This is a genomic window from Halalkalibacter sp. HAAS-P013 (assembly GCF_056619925.1).
Window position 1 is genome coordinate 23,388 of the sequence record NZ_JBWQTU010000002.1, and the last position, 20,894, is coordinate 44,281.

The window sequence follows — 20,894 nt, forward strand, 5'->3', positions numbered from 1 at the left end:
GGGTAAGGGTGTAGTCACTCAAAAAGGAGGAATTCTTCATGAGTCACGTTACTGGTAATAGCTTTACTTTAATAGTTGTGTTATTTATCCTGCTGATCGTTGTAGGATCTGCATACACATTTTAAATAATTATAGAAGGGGGTATACCTTTGGGTTCCCCCTTTTTTGTGTATTTCTTTTTATTTGGTGCAACTTATTGGTCAACTCTCCTCTTAATCGATATACTAAAAATGAACATTGAAACTTTAACTTAATTGGAGGGATCAAGATGTTACACATTGAAATGTGGACAGATTTTGCTTGACCATTTTGCTATATTGGCAAGAAGCGTCTGGAGGACGCCATTCAAAAAATAAACCATCCTATCACAGTAGACTATCGTTGTTTTGAATTAGACCCTACGATGGAACGGGATGCAGGATATAATATATATGAAAAATTAGCTTCAAAATATGGAATGAGTCTGGATCAAGCAAAAGCCAACTGCCGAAACATGGAACAAATGGCACATGAACTTGGCTTAGATTTCAGGTTCGACACTCAAATCTTAACGAATACCTTTGATGCACATCGTTTAGTGATGTTTTCCAAAGAACATGGGCGAATGCATGAGATGACAGATCGCCTCTTGCGTGCGTATTGCACCGAAGGAAAGCATATTGGAGATCATGCAACATTGGTAGATCTAGCTGAAGAGGTCGGATTAGATCGAGGCGCAGCAGTAGATATGCTCGCTAGTAATGAATTCAGCCAAGCTGTTCGCCTTGATGAACAAGAAGCTGAGCAATATGGGATTCGAAGCATTCCATTTTTCCTTATCAATAAAAAATATGCTATCACCGGCGCACAGTCTCCTGACGTGTTTGTTCAATCGTTGCAACAGATTATTGAACAAGATGGTCTTACTGTCGATCAATCAGGTACAGCTTGTCATGATGATGGATGCGAATTACCAGATACAAAATAATACATGAGGGTGGGTCTGTCCCAAAAGTCAAAAATAGACCTTTGAGACACTAACGGGTTCCGTTTCCTATTGCAAAACGTCAATTTGCAAAGGGAAATGCAAACCAAAACGTAATCCTTTTTGCGCTATTAAAATGTAGAGCAATTTGTTAGGCTAGAGGGTTAAAAACATTAGAAATAGCAAAGGTTTCTACCCGTGCTATTTTGCTTTTAATTGCTTATTCTTCGGATTGCGTATTACGAAGTTTGCAAACCAAATCCGCCCTCTCGTATCAACTTTTGCGTAGGTATGAGAATTAATAGGCGGAGAATTTCCTCCTAATGTAGATAAAGGAGGTTAAGAAACGGATATAAGCGGAGATATTCCCGTAAACTGCTCTAAATAAGACAAAATCTAAGGATTTGGATAATATAAGCGGAAAAACTCCCCTTATTATTAAGGAAAAATGGGCATTTCCCAATTTAGCCGGAATTTCTCCCTTTATTTTTAAACACAGTGAAATTATCATTCAGTTATAACAGTGCTTAACCAATATTTTTGTATATCAATTTGCAAGTAAAAATGTAGTGTCTTTTGCTGCGGTACACTGGCTATTGTATCCCCGCATTTTAATAGACAAATTGCATTACAAATCCCCCCAAAATAATTATTGAAATCCCTTTATATCAACAAAAATAGACCTTCAAATTTCCATAGAATTTGAAGGTCATTTTGCTTTACATTTTTAATGTTTGCGATAGTTAACGGAACCCGTTATTGAGACACCCCCTTTTTTGCTGTTTGTAAGGCTTATGTAGAACCGCAAGCTAATTTACTAGCCATAACTCTTCAATTACTCATCAAAACCAAACTCGGTCAAAAAAACACATGCGCCTATTTTCACGAAACCCAAGGCAGTAGCCCACCCACTACACCCGACAATTCATAAGATGGTTTTGTAGCTACTCAAAGAGGAGGAATTCTTCATGAGTTATGTTACTGGAAATAGCTTCACTTTAATCGTCGTATTATTTATCCTACTTGTTATAGTAGGTTCCGCGTATACCCTTTAAAAATGAAAATCGGCAAGGGCCTGCCTAAGCCCCTTGCCTTCTACTTGTTTATTGCCCGGTATAGTCTTTGATTTCTTCTTTAACCTCTTTAATAATTTGCATTTTGTTATCCCAGCAATCTTGGCTTAAATCAACAGGATACTCTTCAGGATTTAATGTTCTCCTGTACTCTTCCCAAAGTACGGTTAAATTGACAGCTACAAACTTTTGAATATCCAAAATATCAGGATTCTCATAAACCAATTCTCCATCCACAAATATATCAGTGAGAAGTTCTCTTGCTTCAAAATCCGTTACAAATTTGCTAATAAACGTATGTGTCGGGTGGAACATTTTTAAGCTCTCTTCCTTTTGTGGCTCTTCATTTTTTAGTGTAATATAATCGCCTTCTGATTTATTATTCTTTTTATTAATAATTCGGTACACTCTCTTCTCTCCTGGTGTTGTCACTTTTTCCGGATTTGAAGAGATCTTAATTGTATCGACCATATCTCCATGATCATCTTCAATCGCAACAATTTTATAAACAGCTCCTAGTGCAGGCTGATCAAAGGCAGTAATTAACTTTGTTCCTATCCCCCATACATCAATTTTGGCACCTTGTGCTTTTAGGCTTAAAATCGTTTGCTCATCTAAATCACTCGATGCAACAATTTGAGTTGAGTGGAATCCTGCTTCATCCAGCATTTCTCTTGTTTTCTTTGATAAATAAGCCATATCGCCACCATCTAAACGAATCCCTTTAAAATCAACTTCGCCTATAAACTCTTTTGCAACTTTAATTGCAGCTGGTACACCTGAACGCAAAACATCATACGTATCAACAAGAGGAATAAACACTTTATTTTTTCTTCTAACACAGCTCTCTGCGTATTTTTTCATGGCTACGTAATCACTTTTGTACACTTGAATCATTGAGTGGGCGTGAGTACCAGACACAGGAATCCCGAATTTTTTTCCTGCTCTTACGTTACTTGTTGCATCAAATCCGGCAATGAAAGCTGCTCTTGTCCCCCAAATCGCTGCATCCATTTCTTGTGCACGACGCGAACCAAATTCCAGTACTTTTTCGTCCCCAACTACTTGCTTAATTCTTGAAGCCTTTGTGGCAATTAGTGTTTGATAGTTCACAATGTTTAAAAGGGCCGTTTCAATCAACTGAGCCTCTGCCAATGTTGATTCAACTTGTAAGATCGGTTCATTTCCAAATACAAGCTCTCCTTCTCTCATCGAGCGAATGGTACCTGTGAATCGAATTGTTTTTAAGTAATCTAGAAACTCTTCTTCATATCCAACAGCCTCACGTAAATAGTCAATATCACTCTCTGTAAAACAAAAATCTTTTATGTATTCAATAATTCGTTCTAACCCTGCGAACACTCCGTAACCATTGCCAAACGGAAGGTTGCGAAAATATAATTCAAATACCGCTTTCCGATTATGCATATTATCGTGCCAATACGTTTCAGTCATATTTATTTGATATGCATCTGTATGTACTGCTAAGCTGTCATCGTTGTAATTACTCATACTGTACCTCCCAATCACGTTTCCTTACTATAAGTATCACCCTAATGAATATATTCTAATAAGTAAAGCGTTTTCTAGTATGTGACTCTGTTAAAAACCACATTATCAGTTTACAATAAATAGTAAATAGTAGAAAGACGAGGGTTGATATGAAAAAAGGGAAAACAAATGCCATGCGTATGTTGGATAAAGAAAAGTTGGATTATGATATGCTAACATACCAAATCGATGATGGAAAAATAGATGGAATAGCCGTAGCAAACAAAATTGGTAGAGAGGTTACCGTCGTTTACAAAACACTTGTTGCTCAAGGATCAAGCAAGTCTTATTACGTTTTTGTCATTCCCGTTGAAGCTGAGCTTGATTTAAAGAAAGCAGCAAAAGCGGCAGGAGAAAAGAAAATCGAAATGATTCCCGTAAAAGAGATAACCAAAGTGTCCGGTTACGTTCGCGGGGGGTGTTCACCTATTGGCATGAAGAGGTTATTTCCTACGTTTATTGATCAACAGGCAAAATCACTTGAGACGATTATAGTGAGTGGAGGACTGATTGGTGTCCAAATTGAACTGAAGGTAGAGGATTTAGCAGAGGTAATAACTGCACAATTTGCTGATTTATCAAAGTAAAAGAGCACACTATAGATGGTGTGCTCGAGAACTCAAACTTATTCCTACTTCTATTTTATAGCCCATTCTGGCCATTTTTTTCTTTAATATTTGAATTTTCGTTGTCCCAATCAATCTTCTTAGAGAGACTCAAATTCAACCCCCTTCATTTTTAGCCTCTAACTGGGATCCCTTTCCTCCCCTGAATTTATGTCAATAACTTTAACCGGATTTTGAGGTGCAGCTACAGTCATACTGTTTGGAGCTTCTTCTTTGTTCTCCACCCAATCAACAAGGAGATCAAAAGCTTGATGAGTATAAGGCAATAAGGGTTGAAGCTCTCTGTCTGGATCTGTTATTTGATTCCAGACCAGGCTGTCCACATGAGTGCCTTTTTCGATCATGTATAGACGGTGCAAATGATCTTTTCCTGCTTTGTTCACAAGTTTTCTGTATCCTTCTGCATGAATCACAGGAAAAATGAGACAATCCAATGAACCGGTTATGCTGATTAAAGGCACGTCAATATCACCGGTATTCGCTACCTCTTTTATGTTTTCTTTTATACTTTTTGGACGTGATACGTAATTATAATCTTTAAAGATATGATCATAGCTGCGGTCTCTTACTCCATTCACAAAATTTAAATAGTTTTTCCATTTAATTCTAGCTGGTGCGTCTGGATCAAAGTGATCGCGGTATATATTTAAGGTTACAAACCAATATACTTGGTCATGATAGGCCCATAATTTTTCGGATCCACGTGGAAGACCTGCTTTGTACATTTCCTTAACTGCTTCATCCCGTGCTTTCCCGCTGCCGAAAATGGCTTCATCGGCATTATTAACTACAGTTGTTAAAGAGCTAATTAAGTTCGGAGCCTGATCTGTCCATAATACCCCTTCCCAATCAACTCCGCCGTCAAAAAGTCGTGGCTCTCCTGTTTTTTCCGGTCCATCATTTTCAAGCGCATAACGGACAACATAGCCCCCATTTGATATTCCCAAAGCGTATGTAGGCACTTTATGGTCTTCTTTTATTAATCGGCTTGCAGCATTTGCTGGATCATTCGGTCGAATCAGCTTATCAGGGTAATGCTTGCTTAAATAGCTTTGAGCCGATTTTGTCACTTGGCGATAGCGCAGATGCCATTCTGCTACACTATCATCTGCGTTGATTAGTGCATTTTTCACCTTTGCAAGCGGATCAATGGGATCACTTTCCCCCTGTGTCCCTTTATCAATCGCCGCAAATGCAAAACCTTTTTCTAATACAAAATCACTAAATAACAGGTCTGTTGAAGTTTCATTCCGAGTAGCAGGTATACCAGAGACGACCAGTTTTCCATTCCAGTTCTCTGGTACTCGAATAACGAATTGCGCATCGTCAAAAAATCCAGTAATTTGTATCCCCTTAATTTCTGAAGGTTTATACATCTGATACCAACCAGTACCTTCAGTCGAATTCCCCCAATTATAAGGAGCCAAACCGAGGTTATCATAAACAACTGCTTTTTGATATTGCTGCGGATTTTTCGTAGTCAGCCAGTTTCCATTTGCCCCATCAAAATAAATTTGAGACACATCACGTGCCCCAGGTATCAACTCATCCATTTCTGAAGCATATTTTTGCCCCATCATTTCTCCTCCAGTATAAAATGTAAATAGCAAAGACGAAGATAAAGCAAGCGTCAACGATCGCTCCCGTTTCTTGAAGATAGTGTTATCTCTAACACAAATATTCATATTGGATTGTATGAAGTACTTTTTCCCATGCTTTTCTAGGCTGTGGGGTCTTCATCGGCTTTATGAATGGTATTAACTTATTCAACTCTCTTTGCATCGTTATTTCAACAAGAATAAGCGATTACCCTTTATTTTGTAATCGCGTTCGTTGATAGATATACAATACTTTTATATTACATATGTTATTATTATTTCACCTATACCTTTTATTAAATTTCCGTATATCGCTTGTCTTCTGTACTTTCGTCGAATACAATGTGATACTTACAATTCTATTTTGTATGTGCTAAACTGTTAGTGTCTTTAGACATAAAACTCCTCCCGTTTGCTTGATATATTGGTTGGCGAACCAAAATATATTTTAGCATCACGGTGGAGTTTTTTTAATACATCGCTGGAAGCTTTTTGGAACCCTAGGCCGAGCCTAGGGTTTTCATTTTCACAAAAAAAGCTCTCCTATTGTGTGCTTAATAGAAGAGCTTTAGCATCCATGTTACCTACACGTCAGAGGAGTCGTCGTAGTCGTAACGAAACCCGTCCGTTTGGGCTGTTGTTTTTTGTTCTTGATCTGCTGGTGGTGTTTGCTCATCAGCTGTTGATTGCATCGGTTGTTGTTCTTGATTTTTTTTCATTATTTCCACTCCTTAATTGGACTCTAACAGCTTGTAGTATGTACCAAACTTCTTATTATATTCCTAGTATCTTACTAATAACGTCAATTTCTTTTATTAAACCTAACCAAAACATATGGTAAAATAATTTGAGACTATTAATAATGGAGGCGTATATGGGGAAACGATTATTATTTTTACTTTTAACAAACATTCTAGTTATGACGACGATTGTTATCGTCTGGTCGATTATTACGACATTTACTGATATTGGGGGTTCCTTTGAAACTGGAGGTCCTGGACTTGGAATAGATTTTGTTGCTTTAGGTGCTTTTAGTTTAGTTGTTGGATTCACAGGTTCATTTATTTCATTAGCGATGTCTAGATGGATCGCAAAAAAGATGATGAAAGTAAAAGTTCTAGATCCAAATGGTTCATTGTCACCACAAGAACGTAGCGTTGTTGAGAAAGTTCACCGACTATCTCGTGCAGCTGGGTTAACACATATGCCTGAAGTCGGAATTTATCAATCTCCTGAAGTAAACGCATTTGCAACTGGACCATCAAAGAAGCGTTCCCTAGTGGCGGTATCATCAGGACTATTAACGGTAATGGATGATGATGCTGTAGAAGGTGTCATTGCCCATGAGGTAGCGCACGTAGCAAACGGGGATATGGTTACAATGACCCTGCTGCAAGGAGTCGTCAACACATTTGTCGTCTTCTTCTCAAGAATTGCTGCGATATTAGTATCCAGGTTAGTACGTTCTGAGATGCAGACTGTTGTTCGTTTTGCTGCGATCATTATCTTCCAAATTCTCTTCTCTATCCTTGGGAGTCTTGTCGTTATGGCTTATTCGCGACACCGTGAATTTCACGCTGACCGAGGAGGAGCTGATTTAGCCGGCCGCGATAAAATGGCCCACGCATTGCGTTCATTACAGTCGTATGTTGACCGTGCTAACGTTAGTCGTGGTACTGACGATTCCGCCATTCAAACAATGAAAATTAATGGGAGTAGCGGGATGGCAAAGCTTTTCTCCTCTCACCCTGACTTAAATGAACGAATTGCTCGTTTAGAACAACGTTAATATATAAAACCCACTGCCCTGTACAGCAGTGGGTTTTGTTTTGGGGAAATTCCAAATAGAAACAGCCATTTGGAATTTATTTGTTATATTAAATTTAATCTATTAATTAAGCATCATTAGAGCCACTGAGACATTTTTAATTTTTGACGGTCCTTTTGACAACTTCTTCATACGCTACTCCATCACGTATCGTTTTCTCACTATAAACAAAATAAGGAGCTTCAACAACTTCCATTAATGTTAAAATCGTTTGTACACCTGGAATGATAATATCCTGCCGCTTTTTAGAGAGTCCTTTTACTTTCGAACGCTTACTAGTTGGCAAGGAAGCAATAGTAGAAAAGACCTTCTGAATATCGTAAGCTTTCATCTTAGTTTTATTCCCTCTCTGTTTTTGAAACACTCGTGCTAAGCTACGTGCACTGCCCCCAATACCAATCACAGGATACCTTGCTTGATTCAACCATGAAAGACTTTCAAACTGAGTGGTCAAATAATATTTCAATCGAGCAATTTGTTTATCACTCAGATGCTCCCCCTTTGTGAATTCACAGTCTAATGTAATTGCACCAAACGGAAAGCTATAATAATGGACAAGCTTCTGATCTTGAAACATTGTGATTTCCGTACTTCCACCACCAGTATCGATCGTAATGCCATTTTTTATATTCATGGTATGGACAACACCAACATAACCGTAATACGCTTCTTCATATTCGCTAAAAACACGAAATGAAAAACCAGTTTGTTTGTCAATTTCCTCTAGAATTTTTCTCTGATTAGTGGACTGTCTAATGACCGCCGTAGCAAATCCGATGACTCGACTTATCTGATAAGCACGAATCACCTTTTTGAATTTTAATAATGTATTTATGACAAGATTTAAACCTTCATTAGTGAGCTTATCTTGTCTGTCTAAATAATTAATTAGACGCGCTGGAACTTTCACCTTTTCTACTTCCTTGAAATTGCCTTGATGATTAATTTTGTACACAACTAAACGCATTGAATTAGACCCAAGGTCAATAAGAGCAACTAGATTCTCCTTCATTGTCACACTTCCTTGTTGTAGATACCTTTATTGTAAAGTGCAAATATTAATCTAGTATAAAGTTAAATTAAAACAAATGTAAAAATTAGAATTAACTCTTTGAGGGAATCTTTACAAACAACACATAATCTTAACGAATTTAATACGTACAATACCCCAATTTCTCACATCTACTAGTAGAGTAAAAACGTTACAACAGGAGGGAATTATGAAGATATTAGTAATCTGGCGTCTTCTAACGGTTGGTGGGGTCAACGCTGGCTGGCGAAATCGTGCGGTTTACTTTAAAAACTACGGAATCGACACTGAATTCCTTTATACAAAAGATCTCGGCGGCATACACATGATGAAGGATGTCTCAAAAGTCTATTTAACAAAAGATAAAAATGAAATCATTCATATTATTAGAATGAACCATTATGATGCGATCATCGTTGTTGATACAGCCGAAGCTTATAAATGGCTTCAAGAAGCTAATTATAATGGTCCTATCATCACAGAGGCGCGCACACCTGAAATTATCAAGCTAGCACCTCACCTAGATTTTCAACATACTAATCCTGAAGTCATCGTCGTTCCTTCCCATCATCAAAAAAGAGTCACTTCCATCCTACAAGATAATGTACCTATACAAGTTATTTACAATGGAATTAACGCTTCTTTTTTTAAACCATTACATGACTTTTCAAATGATATTGCCCCTTTTCTTCAAGAAAATAAAAAAATAATTGGCTGGATTGGTCGAGTTGATAAAAGAAAAAATTGGAAGATACTTTTAAAAATCGCACAAATCATGAAAGACACACGCGATGATGTGGAATTTTGGGTTATTGGTGGAGCAAAAAGCGTTCAAAAGGAGAAATTTACAGTTGAGTGGCAAGCACAAAAACTAACAGACCTTATTAAATGGTTTCCAGTTATCCCTTATCAGCAGATGCCACTTGTTTATTCGAAGATTAGGAAATCAGGAGGCTGCACTCTAGCAACAACAAAAGGCGAGTCTTTTGGGAATACCTTTATCGAAGCAATGGCTTGCGGAGTTCCTATCGTCGCACCAAACATTTCTTCTATCCCAGAAATTGTAGATCATAAAAAAAATGGCTATTTATTTAAAGAGAACCATGAAAAGGATGCAGTTAAAGCAATTACTAAAATTATCGATAGCAACGAAAAGTACTCTTTCATGTCTAATAGCGCTCGTGACAAAGTACTCTGTCACTTTTCGATTTCCAAATGCGCAGACCATTACATTCAATTGCTCTATTCAGTTGTGAACGGAGGGAAACCATGATCACTCCTATTCAACATGTAAAACGACTTGAAAATAATACGAATAACGTACATGTTCTAACATTCAATGATCAAATGGAGTATGTCGTTAAGTTTCATTTGTTACATCATAGAAAAGCATTAGTAAACGAATGGTTAGCCTATTGCTTAGCCAAGTATCTTCAATTACCGATTCCAGCGTCGAAAATAGTTGAAATTCCACAGGATGTCTATCGGACAATTCCTGACCTTTATGATCAACCTTATGTTAAGCACCATATTGCCCTACAATACAAAATGAACCGCGTAAATGGGCATAGTACGAGCAAGGTAAATGACATTGTAAACAATGAACAACTAGCAGGGATCGTTGCGCTAGACTATTGGTTATGTAATACAGACAGAACTCGGAAAAATATATTATTAAAAGAAATGAACAAAAACCAATACCACCTCTCAATTATTGATCAAGCTAAATGTTTTGGCTCTACCTCTTGGACTGTAACAGACCTAGAACATTTGCCAGAAGGAATCCTGGAAAGCTCAACTCATCAAATGATGGCTCGGTTTATTAAAAGTGAAGAGAAATTTAATGAGCAGCAAGAGATTATTCAAGCGATCCCAAAGCTATTAATTGAAGAAATTCTCTCGTTGGTTCCTGATTGTTGGTTGCTTACAAATAATGAAAGAAAAGAGATTGTTAGAACATTGCATCATCGAAAGTATAAAGTTTTGCCAAATGCACTCAATGAGTTTGTAGCAAACGTTTACCTTCCCGAAGTGGATCGTGAGAAATAAGGAAGTGCTAATCGAGCCAGCAAATGATACTGGCTCGAATGTTATATTTCAATATCTTTCCTTCACTTTAAAATAAGCTCTTAACACATCAGCAAGATAATCAAAAGGTGTCATTTCTACTTGCCCATAGCCTTTTTGCGTATACAAATGAGTCGCATTTGGCAATTCTCGTTTTAAATGTTTTCGTAAACTCTCTCCTGCTTCATCCGCATCAACAAGAATATAAACATCCATATCTTCAATTGGCAGAATTAACGTCTCGAGCTTCTCTTCACTTAATGTTCCATATGTGCAAATAATATCAACATTCTCATCAAGAACTTTCTTTACACGTTTACGATCACTTGTACCTTCTACAATTATGACTTTTTCTTCCATAATCGCCATCCTTCTTCATCTAGTTTACGTTAAAGTTATCATAAGTTTATTTCTCACCAATGTCCAAAATGTCTAAACCTCTTTACTCATATACCTATACATTTCCTGCAATCGCTCTAATTGGAACGATTTTCTATAATGGTCAGCGCCCCTTTATGGATAAAATACGAAATGAACAACACTAACATGTATGAAAGGGGCAAAATCAATGAATTTTGATATTACATCCATTTATCACAACATGCCAGATTTTCAAGGCCACTCCGAAGCAAGATCTTGGTTTAAAGAACAATTCAGGGATCGATTTTTATTAAGGAATAGTGATGAATTTGAAGGAAAACGAGTGTATTATTATCATCTTGTGAAAAACCCGGAAGTTTATGAAGAATATATGGAAACCCTATCAAATGATGCAGATCCTCAAATTACTAGTATGGAGCCGTTTGAAAGTTACTCAACGATCGAAATTAGTGAAGATGGCGGTATTAGTTTCTCTATATAAATAAAAACAAGAGGTTGTGTTAACAAGCCTCTTGTTCAATTTATTTCTTTGCTGTCTTCACTGCATGCACATTGTACAAACCACCCTCAGATTGAATAATATAATCAGACTTTTGTTTTCCTAAGTTTGCTTTATGGCCGGCAATATGCGCTTCACTCTTCTCCCAATTTATCCAATGCGCTTCAGATTCCCAACGAATTTGTACAATGACTTCTTCATCCCCCCTTCTTACCTTCTTGGTCATAACAGTTGAGTCGATAAATCCTTCCTGCTCTTCAATAATTCCAGGTTTACTAAAACGTTCGACTACTTGATCTGCATTGCCCCTCAGTTACTTGGATTTCCTCAATTGAATAAACATATCAACCTCTCCCATCAATGGATTATAACAACACCATACACGATAATGATTATCATTATCTATTGATTTTTTGTAGAAATTGGGATAGTCGGAAATTTCACTCGCGATAACTTGTGTCTTACTCGCCATTCTGTAAAAAATCCTGCCCCCCAAAAGGAGCAGGATTCCAAATACCTATGGCAAACTTGTTTCGCCCATTAAATATCTATCACATTCTCTTGCGGCTTCTCTTCCTTCATTAATTGCCCAAACAATCAAACTTTGCCCTCTGCGCATATCACCCGCAGCAAACACCCCTTCAATATTTGTCGTATACTTCCCATATTCTGCTTTTACATTAGAACGTTCGTCTGTTTCAACATTCAACTTTTGAATAAGGCTTTGTTCAGGACCACTAAATCCAATTGCTAGCAAGACAAGCTGAGCTGGCCACACTTTTTCTGTGCCTGGAATTTCTTTACGAACCTTTCTCCCATACTCATCTTTCGTTGTTTCAACACCTATTGTATGAATCTCTTTCACATGCCCGTTCTCATCTCCAACAAACTTCTTCGTCATCACCATATAAGCACGTGGGTCTGATCCAAATACAGCTGCGGCTTCTTTATGACCATACTCGACTCGATGAATAACTGGCCATTGTGGCCATGGATTGTCATCAGGTCTAACGTCACCCTTCTTTTCGTAAATATCAAATTGGGTCAGGCTTTTACACCCGTGGCGGACGGAAGTCGCTAGACAATCAGTTCCAGTATCCCCTCCACCGATGACGACGACATCTTTGTCTTTCGCTGAAATATACTCTCCATCTTCAAGGTTTGAGTCTAGCAAGCTTTTCGTATTAGCATGGAGAAAGTCCATCGCATAATGGATACCTTTCAGCTCACTACCTTCCACTTCAATATCACGATGCTTTGTTGCTCCCCCGCATAACACGACGGAATCAAACTCTTCCTGAAGTTTAGAAATCGGGTAATCCTTGCCGACATCGGTATTGGTCACGAATGTAATCCCTTCTTCTTTTAAAAGATTTACCCTCCGCTCAACGACTGCATACGGAAGCTTCATCTCAGGAATCCCATACGTTAGCAGCCCACCAATTCGGTCATGACGCTCAAATACCGTTACATTATGACCAGCTTTATTTAACTGTGCTGCACAAGCCAAACCAGCAGGTCCCGATCCGACTACAGCCACTTTTTTATCTGTTCTAACCTCTGGTGGCTCAGGCTTGACCCAGCCTTCCTTAAATCCTTTTTCAACAATCTCTAGCTCAATGGAACGAATCGCAACTGCTGGTTCATTAATCCCAAGAACACAGGCGCCTTCACAAGGAGCAGGGCAAGCCATTCCCGTAAACTCAGGGAAATTATTTTTTTTATGCTCACGACGTAATGCTTCTTGCCACTGACCTTGATAAACTAAATCGTTCCATTCGGGAATCAAGTGGTGGACGGGACAACCAGAAGTCATCCCATTTAACATCGTTCCTGTATGACAGGTTGGTATTCCGCAGTCCATGCAGCGAGCACCCTGTTGCTTTAGTTCTTCATCATCAAGTCGTAACGTGTAATCGTCCCAATCATTGACTCGTTTTTTAGGGTCACGTTCGGGTCTAGACTGCCTTTGATAATCGATAAAACCAGTTGGCTTTCCCATCGTTCACCCTCCATCTTTTATTTGATTCACTGCTTTTTTACTATCTTCAAAAGCTGCAAGTGCAGCTTTATATTTGCTTAAACCGCTCGATTCATAACGCTGGATTCTCTCTTGCATTTCTAAATAGTCTTTTGGTATAACTCGGACAAACTTATCTTTCATTCTTGTCCAATTTTCAAGTACTCGTTTGCCAAGTGGACTATTTGTATACTCTACATGTTTTTCAATCATTTGATACACCATCTGAATCTCAGCCTCGTCGCTTACCTGTCCTATGATTACTTGTTCCTCATTGCATTTTCTACTAAAATCATCTGATTCATCGAGTACATAAGCGACCCCACCTGACATTCCTGCTGCAAAGTTCTTTCCTGTTTGTCCAAGAACGACGACTTTTCCACCGGTCATGTACTCACAACCATGGTCTCCTACACCTTCTACTACAACATGAGCACCACTATTTCTCACACAGAATCGTTCTCCAGCAATGCCATTAATATAAGCTTCGCCAGCTGTGGCTCCGTAAAAAGAGACGTTTCCGACAATGATGTTTTCTTCTGGTACAAAAGTACTTTTTCGTGAAGGGTGGACAATAATTTTACCACCTGATAAGCCTTTTCCTAAAAAGTCGTTCGCATCACCAACAAGTCTCATTGTGAGTCCTCGCGGAATAAAGGCAGCAAAGCTTTGTCCAGCTGATCCTTTACAAGTCAGGTCAATTGTGTCTTCTGGCAAGCCTTTTGCTCCATATCTCTTCGTAATTTCACTCCCGAGCATCGTTCCTGCAACACGGTTGATGTTACGAATAGAGAAAGTGGCTTCGATCTTTTCTTGATTCTCAATGGCATCCATACTCAATGGGATTAGCTCCTGAGCATCTAACGTTTTATCGAGTCCATGAGCCTGCTCTACTGTGGCATAACGGCTAACTTTTTCAGGTACGTCCGGCTGATAAAGCAATTCACTAAGGTCAATTCCTTTTGTTTTCCAATGCGTAATTGCCTGGTTAGCCTCCAATATATCCGTTCGTCCAATCATCTCATTCATTGTTCTAAACCCTAGTTCAGCCATCAATTCTCGTACTTCTCTAGCAATAAATCTCATGAAATTTGCGACATGCTCTGCTTCACCAGGGAACTTCTTTCTCAACTCAGGGTTTTGGGTCGCCACTCCTACTGGACATGTGTCGAGATGACAAACACGCATTAAAATACAGCCTAATACGACTAATGGAGCGGTTGAAAATCCAAATTCTTCTGCACCTAGAAGTGAAGCAATGACAACATCTCTCCCCGTCATCATCTTCCCATCTGTTTCAACGACAATTCGGTCGCGCAACCGATTTAATAACAACGTTTGGTGTGTCTCGGCAAGTCCGATTTCCCAAGGCAAACCCGCATGCTTTAAGCTCGTCCTTGGTGCAGCACCGGTTCCTCCGTCGTACCCGCTAATAAGAACAAGGTCGGCTCTTCCTTTGGCAACACCTGCTGCAATTGTACCGACGCCAACTTCGGATACTAACTTGACACTAATTCGAGCAGATGGATTCGCGTTTTTCAAATTATGGATTAATTCAGCCAAATCCTCAATTGAATAAATATCATGATGAGGAGGTGGCGAGATGAGGCCAACACCCGGTGTGGAACCTCTCACTTCAGCAATCCACGGATACACCTTCTTCCCTGGAAGATGCCCTCCTTCTCCTGGTTTCGCTCCTTGCGCAACTTTTATTTGAATTTCATCTGCATTGACAAGGTAATAGCTATTTACGCCAAAACGACCTGATGCGACTTGTTTGATTGCACTTCGTCGGAGGTCTCCATTCGGATCGGGAGTAAATCTTTCTGGGTCTTCCCCACCCTCACCCGAGTTGCTCCTTCCGCCAATTCGATTCATCGCAATTGCCAGAGCTTCATGGGCTTCTTTACTAATCGATCCGTATGACATCGCACCTGTTTTAAACCTTTTGCATATTTGCTCAACTGATTCTACTTCATCAATAGGAATCGGTTCACGCTTCTTAAAGGAAAGCAAGCCGCGAATAGACTGCAAATTGTGATTCGTATCTGTTAGCATTTTTGAATACTCTTTAAATAATTTATAGCTGTTAGAGCGACAAGCTTGTTGCAAAAGATGAATGGTCTTTGGATTGTATTGATGATCTTCTCCGTCTTGACGCCACTGAAAATCATCTCCTGAGTCGAGTGTTTTTTCCGTTCCACGTACTTCTGCAAACGCATGTTTATGTCTCATCATTACTTCCTGAGCGATGATATCTAATCCAATTCCACCGATGCGGGACGCTGTTTGCGTGAAGTACTTATCAATCACACCTTGATCAATTCCAATTGCTTCAAAAATTTGAGCTCCTCGATAACTTTGTATTGTTGAAATGCCCATTTTTGATAAAACCTTTAAAATCCCATCTGTCACTGCTTGTCGGTAAACATCAATTGCTGTTTCAATCTCCGTATCTCTAATGTCGCCATTTTCAATTAGCCCACGCAACGATTCATACGCCAAATACGGATGAATAGCCTCCGCACCAAACCCTAGTAACGCTGCGAAATGGTGGACCTCTCTAGGTTCGGCTGAATCCACTAAAATACTCACTTTCGAACGTGTTCCACTGCGAATAAGATGATGATGCAAACCCGAGACAGATAATAACATAGGTAATGCTGCATGAGTCTTATCCACTCCACGATCTGATAAAAGGAGCAATGTTGCTCCATCTTCAATTGCTTGGTCTGCCTGAGTAAAGAGCTTTTCTAACCGTTCTTCAAAATTTGGAGAACCGCTATCTACGGAGAATAATGTAGAAAGTGTCTCGACCTTGAATGAAGATGAACTAAGCTTCCCTAACTGCTCACCGCTCAAAATGGGTGTCTCCATTTGAAGTTGCATACAACTCTCTGGTTCAGGATTCAACAAGTTTCTCTCTGGTCCAATTGTTGTAATGACGGACGTAATCACTTCTTCACGAATAGCATCAATTGGTGGATTCGTCACTTGAGCGAAAAGCTGTTTAAAATAGTTATATAAAAGCTGTGGCTTTTTTGATAAAATAGCGAGTGGTGAATCATATCCCATTGAACCAACAGGATCTTTCCCATCTGTCACCATTGGCTTTAAAATTTTGTTCAATTCTTCATTTGTATAGCCAAAAGCAAGCTGTTGCTTGATTCGTTCTTCCGCTTTAATTGAAATACTATCGCTCTTTGATTCAGACAAATCATTCAAGCTAACTAGATATTCATCTAACCATGCTTGGTATGGGAATTCAGAAGAAATTTCTTCCTTAATTTCTTCATCAGGAATAATTCGGCCTTTCTCTAAATCAACAAGTAGCATCTTTCCTGGGTGCAATCGATCCTTATATTCAATATCCTCTGCAAAAATATCAAGAGCTCCCACTTCTGAACCTAAGACAATCATCCCATCTTTTGTTATATAATATCTTGCTGGTCTAAGTCCATTTCGATCAAGACACGCTCCAATTTGTTTTCCATCCGTATATACGACTGCTGCGGGACCGTCCCATGGCTCCATTAGACAGCTATGATATTCATAAAATGATTTTTTCAAAGGATCAATTAGATCATCATTTGCCCAAGGCTCAGGAATCATCATCATTGCTGTGTGAGCTAAACTGCGCCCTGACAAATGCAAAAATTCAAAGCAATTATCAAACATCGATGAATCACTGCCATCCGTATCAATCACCGGAAGGAGCTTTTGGTGATCATCTGCACCAAACTGATCTGATTGACACTGGGCCTCCCGCGCTTGCATCCACTTCACATTGCCTTTGATCGTATTAAATTCTCCATTGTGAATCGTCATCCGATTTGGATGCGAACGCTCCCAGCTTGGGAATGTATTTGTACTAAAGCGCGAGTGGACGAGCGCTAACGCTGACTTAAAATAGCGGTGATTTAAATCAATATAAAATGAGTCTAATTGCTCAGGAATTAACATCCCTTTATAAACGATTGTTCTCGTTGATAAACTGCAAATATAGAAGCCTTCCCGATGTTCTTTATCAATTGCTAGGATCTCTTTTTCCAAGCGTTTTCGAATGACATACAATTTTCTTTCAAAAACATCTTGATCTCTAATTTCACTTGACGGGGTGATGAACATTTGGCGGATAAATGGCTTTGACTTTTTCGCCATATCTCCAACAAAGGAATCATTGACAGGAACAGTCCTCCAGCCAAGAAATGTTTGCCCTTCCTCTTCAACTACAGCTTTAATCTGTTTTTGAACTTGTTTTCTTACACTAGGATCTTGAGGTAAAAAGACCATCCCAATCCCGTATCCGCCCTCATTTGGAAGGATGATGTTTTCTTTTTCACATTGCTTCTCAAAAAATGAATGCGGGATTTGCGTCAGGATTCCTGCCCCATCACCCGTACTCGTATCGGCCGACTGTCCTCCTCGATGCTCCAAATTACACAGAATCGTAATCGCATTTTCTACGATTTCATGCGTTTTCGTTCCATCAATATTCGCGACCATCCCAATTCCACAAGCTTCATGTTCATTAACAGGATCATACAAGCCTTGCGCAACTGGATACCCTTTCGTACTCATGACAACATCCCCTTTCACCATAAATCAAACTGGTATATGTACAATTCCATCTTACACACCAATACATGGTTTACGGTTAGCAATAATCATATGTAGTGTAAACTTCTTCCACCTATTTCATACGGTTCAATGACAAAAACTATGACTATGTTTGAAGCTACTTTTTTGAATAACTGTTGGACCATTTCAATTTTTTGGGGATTATTGGTTCTGTATATTTCCAAATATGTAGTAAACAATACCAGCAACTATAAGTGGGGGGATAAATTTGGGTTTTTCACTTTTTTTCTTACTAACATACCTTATTTCCTCACTATTTAACGTGATGGAAAAGAAACTAAACATTTTTGAAAATACCTTTATCTTTTTGTTGATTCTTGTTATTAACATTAATTTCTCGTGGATTCTTTTTGAAGAGTTTAGGTTTGCGACAGTAACCGAGGAAACCATTAATTATATGGCTTTTTTACTTAATCGAAGTGTGATAATACCAATGATATTAGTTGTGTATGTTAATTTATTTCATGCATTCAAAAGTACGTCTCGTCGTATTTACCTTACCATTGTATCATTGTGTACCATGCTATTACTTGTTGGAGTCTCTATCTTCTTTCAGATTCTCACGTACGTTAATTGGAATATTGGTTATGATGCTATCTACTTTGCTCTTCTTCATTTGATTGCTTTTTATACGTATCGCTTTTTAATTAAATTTGCTTATCGCGAGGTAAACTACTCATGATTTTATGGGAAGAATTAGGAATTAATGAACTCTCAATTTTAATGATGCTTTTCATCGTTTTTACTGTATTTGGGCTCCTACCAAAAAGGTTGCCTCGTTATATTACACTATTCAGCTTGTTATGGGGATTAGCCAGTGCCATGTTTTTTGACTTTACCATTGGTGGAGGATTATTTGACTTTTATCAAGTGAATGATTCACCTAGATATGAATTATTCGATCTTCTCTATTACATTTTATTTGCTCCACTCAGTTATTTCTTCATCTACTTTTATGAAAGATTAGAGATCAATAAGAAAACATTTGCTTGGTACGTCATTTGCTGGAGCATCGTAGGGGTTGGAGCCAACTGGTTGTACACCCAACTCCAAATCATTCACTTCCATAGTGGGTATATACTCCCTTACTCATTTGTCGTTTTTCTTGTCATTCAAACAGTAACGGGTCTGTACTACGAACTCATTAAATCGCGGATGCTTACATTAGTAAATGAACGATAAAAAAGACACTTGCTCTGCAACATATTTGCAAAAGGACAAGTGTCTTTTTTCTTAAGACTTAAACAACATCAAAGTCCAATGAATCTTTAGCTGTACCATTAATAATGATTGTAATCGTATGTATGCCTTGATAATGGTTCCTTGTCGATAAATTTTTAAAGGAATGCGTTTTTGAATACTCCTTTGTTTGATCATGAAGAAGTTTCATCTCTGTAATTTTAAACACCTTTTGATTCCGATTACCTCTTGCCTTCACATAATCAATTGCGTACTCTATTCTTACTTTTGTATCTTCAGTAGCTTGAATGCGAAACGAAAACTGAATGGCCTCACCAATCGCTACTTTATTTGAACACGTAAAATGGTCCAGCATAACCGCTTCGTCATTTTCATAACCAAAGATCGCTAACACTTGTTTATCGCCTTTCTTTAATAATGTACGACATGCATGTTTCACAATCCAATTTGTGTGTTCATGATCCCCATACCACTTACTCGCAATCTCTCGTACAAGGTCTGGATGTGTTTTGGAGATGTCGTTTAAATTATTCGCAACACTTTTTCGAACATACAACGATTAATCCTTTTTTAAGTTTTCTAAGATAGGTAAAACTATATAAGGGTTCTCTTTCAATTTGGGCACGGTCATTCCCCACGGGAGACGTGGTCTAGCCCCTTCACTTGCCAACCTTCTTACATGTTCGTTCGTATCAGTCGACCACGTTACTAACTGTGCTATCATTTTTTCCAGATTGGCAAGGAGAAACGGTCTAACCGCAAATTCTGATGTAGAATATTGAGTAAACTCTTTTAATGCTAGCATTGATTGGTTCCAGTGATTTATTCCGTACTGTTCAACATAATCAGGGAAAATTAAACCACTAAGGCCTTCTTTTAATGATGGATCGACCCTATGCAAGATAGCTAAGGCTTCCTGATAATCTTTCGGTAATGTATCATAAAGTGCTTCTGTAATAAGACGCATCCGCTTTTTTAAAGCAAGATCTTCCCAATCTCTTTGAAAAATGAGCTGATGGCATACAGCACGATCAGAATTGGGATATTCCGTTTTTATTGCCTTTGTGAGTGACTCAACAAAATCAAGATTATACACATCTTTTAAATTTTTCATAGGTACGATCCTTTCCATATTAAAAATGAATACACCTTGGCTAGAGTATTCTTCCGAGGGATATTCTGTAATTTGCTTGCCTGTTTAGCTTTCTTTATCCCTATAACTCTTAAAAGTGAAGGTGCGAAAATCTTCACTTGGTCTTACATTGGTTGAGCGAAATGTATCAGCTTTGTTAAGCAGCTCCCTATCTTTAGAGCTCTGATGAATGCCTTTTCCCGGTTTTCCTCAGCGGTTACTGCCTCTCAAAGCTCCCATGAAGTCCTTTTCACAGCTCCCCTCAGCGGTTTCTGTCCTTCAAA

General features: G+C 38.6%; 18 protein-coding genes and 1 pseudogene. 10 read left to right on the top strand and 9 right to left on the bottom strand.

All coding sequences use genetic code 11. The annotated features are described in order from the left end of the window. Positions 1-38: 38 nt before the first annotated feature. The 3 genes from AC1FXP_RS04035 (at position 39) to AC1FXP_RS04045 (ending at position 2,019) form a co-directional block, all read left to right on the top strand. Entirely contained in the window at positions 39-125 is an 87-nt protein-coding gene (locus tag AC1FXP_RS04035) for a YjcZ family sporulation protein (protein ID WP_250098651.1), read from the top strand. A 191-nt stretch (positions 126-316) separates the two neighbouring features. Continuing rightward, positions 317-967 (top strand): DsbA family oxidoreductase, encoded by a 651-nt coding sequence (locus AC1FXP_RS04040; RefSeq protein ID WP_480059491.1) that lies wholly within the window; start codon positions 317-319, stop codon positions 965-967. A gap of 965 nt (positions 968-1,932) precedes the next feature. Then, positions 1,933-2,019 (top strand): YjcZ family sporulation protein, encoded by an 87-nt coding sequence (locus AC1FXP_RS04045; RefSeq protein WP_480059493.1) that lies wholly within the window; start codon positions 1,933-1,935, stop codon positions 2,017-2,019. A gap of 48 nt (positions 2,020-2,067) precedes the next feature. Here the strand turns inward: AC1FXP_RS04045 and AC1FXP_RS04050 are convergent, their stop codons facing one another. After that, positions 2,068-3,549, bottom strand: a complete 1,482-nt coding sequence (locus AC1FXP_RS04050) for a nicotinate phosphoribosyltransferase (protein WP_480058911.1) — start codon at positions 3,547-3,549, stop codon at positions 2,068-2,070. A gap of 149 nt (positions 3,550-3,698) precedes the next feature. Here AC1FXP_RS04050 and ybaK point away from each other — a divergent pair, with 149 nt between their 5' ends. Next, positions 3,699-4,175, top strand: coding sequence for a Cys-tRNA(Pro) deacylase (ybaK, locus tag AC1FXP_RS04055; RefSeq protein WP_480058912.1), 477 nt, complete (start codon positions 3,699-3,701; stop codon positions 4,173-4,175). 158 nt (positions 4,176-4,333) lie between these two features. Here ybaK and AC1FXP_RS04060 read toward each other — a convergent pair whose 3' ends face one another. Beyond that, entirely contained in the window at positions 4,334-5,794 is a 1,461-nt protein-coding gene (locus AC1FXP_RS04060; RefSeq protein ID WP_480058913.1) for an alpha/beta hydrolase, read from the bottom strand. A 602-nt stretch (positions 5,795-6,396) separates the two neighbouring features. Next, a complete protein-coding gene (locus tag AC1FXP_RS04065; protein WP_480058914.1) occupies positions 6,397-6,531 on the bottom strand; it encodes a hypothetical protein in 135 nt (44 codons plus the stop codon). Between the two features lie 155 nt (positions 6,532-6,686). On the opposite strand from AC1FXP_RS04065, the gene htpX reads away from it, so the two are divergent. Beyond that, positions 6,687-7,601, top strand: coding sequence for a protease HtpX (htpX, locus tag AC1FXP_RS04070; protein ID WP_480058915.1), 915 nt, complete (start codon positions 6,687-6,689; stop codon positions 7,599-7,601). A gap of 136 nt (positions 7,602-7,737) precedes the next feature. Here htpX and AC1FXP_RS04075 read toward each other — a convergent pair whose 3' ends face one another. Continuing rightward, on the bottom strand, positions 7,738-8,652 hold the full coding sequence (locus AC1FXP_RS04075; RefSeq protein ID WP_480058916.1) for a Ppx/GppA phosphatase family protein: 915 nt from the start codon (positions 8,650-8,652) through the stop codon (positions 7,738-7,740). Between the two features lie 208 nt (positions 8,653-8,860). On the opposite strand from AC1FXP_RS04075, the gene AC1FXP_RS04080 reads away from it, so the two are divergent. Next, the gene (locus tag AC1FXP_RS04080) at positions 8,861-9,943 is read left to right on the top strand and encodes a glycosyltransferase family 4 protein (protein ID WP_480058917.1); all 1,083 of its coding nucleotides are present in this window, start codon (positions 8,861-8,863) and stop codon (positions 9,941-9,943) included. Beyond that, positions 9,940-10,719 carry a HipA family kinase gene (locus tag AC1FXP_RS04085; protein WP_480058918.1) on the top strand — a complete coding sequence of 260 codons (780 nt, stop codon included), beginning with the start codon at positions 9,940-9,942 and terminating at the stop codon, positions 10,717-10,719. Before AC1FXP_RS04080 ends, AC1FXP_RS04085 begins: the two co-directional genes overlap by 4 nt. Positions 10,720-10,767: 48 nt before the next feature. Here the strand turns inward: AC1FXP_RS04085 and AC1FXP_RS04090 are convergent, their stop codons facing one another. Further along, positions 10,768-11,097, bottom strand: a complete 330-nt coding sequence (locus AC1FXP_RS04090) for a toprim domain-containing protein (RefSeq protein ID WP_480058919.1) — start codon at positions 11,095-11,097, stop codon at positions 10,768-10,770. Positions 11,098-11,305: 208 nt separating this feature from the next. Between AC1FXP_RS04090 and AC1FXP_RS04095 the strand changes: the two genes are divergently transcribed. Then, the gene (locus AC1FXP_RS04095) at positions 11,306-11,599 is read left to right on the top strand and encodes a hypothetical protein (RefSeq protein ID WP_480058920.1); all 294 of its coding nucleotides are present in this window, start codon (positions 11,306-11,308) and stop codon (positions 11,597-11,599) included. A gap of 40 nt (positions 11,600-11,639) precedes the next feature. On the opposite strand, the gene AC1FXP_RS04100 is transcribed toward AC1FXP_RS04095, so the two are convergent. From AC1FXP_RS04100 to gltB, 3 genes are all read right to left on the bottom strand, one after another. Then, a complete protein-coding gene (locus AC1FXP_RS04100) occupies positions 11,640-11,930 on the bottom strand; it encodes an antibiotic biosynthesis monooxygenase (protein ID WP_480059495.1) in 291 nt (96 codons plus the stop codon). Between the two features lie 204 nt (positions 11,931-12,134). After that, positions 12,135-13,619, bottom strand: a complete 1,485-nt coding sequence (locus AC1FXP_RS04105) for a glutamate synthase subunit beta (RefSeq protein WP_480058921.1) — start codon at positions 13,617-13,619, stop codon at positions 12,135-12,137. A 3-nt stretch (positions 13,620-13,622) separates the two neighbouring features. After that, positions 13,623-18,218 (bottom strand): glutamate synthase large subunit, encoded by a 4,596-nt coding sequence (gltB, locus tag AC1FXP_RS04110; RefSeq protein ID WP_480058922.1) that lies wholly within the window; start codon positions 18,216-18,218, stop codon positions 13,623-13,625. 268 nt (positions 18,219-18,486) lie between these two features. Between gltB and AC1FXP_RS04115 the strand changes: the two genes are divergently transcribed. Continuing rightward, the gene (locus AC1FXP_RS04115) at positions 18,487-18,960 is read left to right on the top strand and encodes a hypothetical protein (RefSeq protein WP_480058923.1); all 474 of its coding nucleotides are present in this window, start codon (positions 18,487-18,489) and stop codon (positions 18,958-18,960) included. Then, on the top strand, positions 18,957-19,460 hold the full coding sequence (locus AC1FXP_RS04120; protein ID WP_480058924.1) for a hypothetical protein: 504 nt from the start codon (positions 18,957-18,959) through the stop codon (positions 19,458-19,460). The genes AC1FXP_RS04115 and AC1FXP_RS04120 overlap by 4 nt, the downstream gene beginning before the upstream one ends. Positions 19,461-19,518: 58 nt before the next feature. Here the strand turns inward: AC1FXP_RS04120 and AC1FXP_RS04125 are convergent. Further along, positions 19,519-20,592, bottom strand: a pseudogene (locus tag AC1FXP_RS04125) (DNA alkylation repair protein). Positions 20,593-20,894 lie beyond the last annotated feature (302 nt).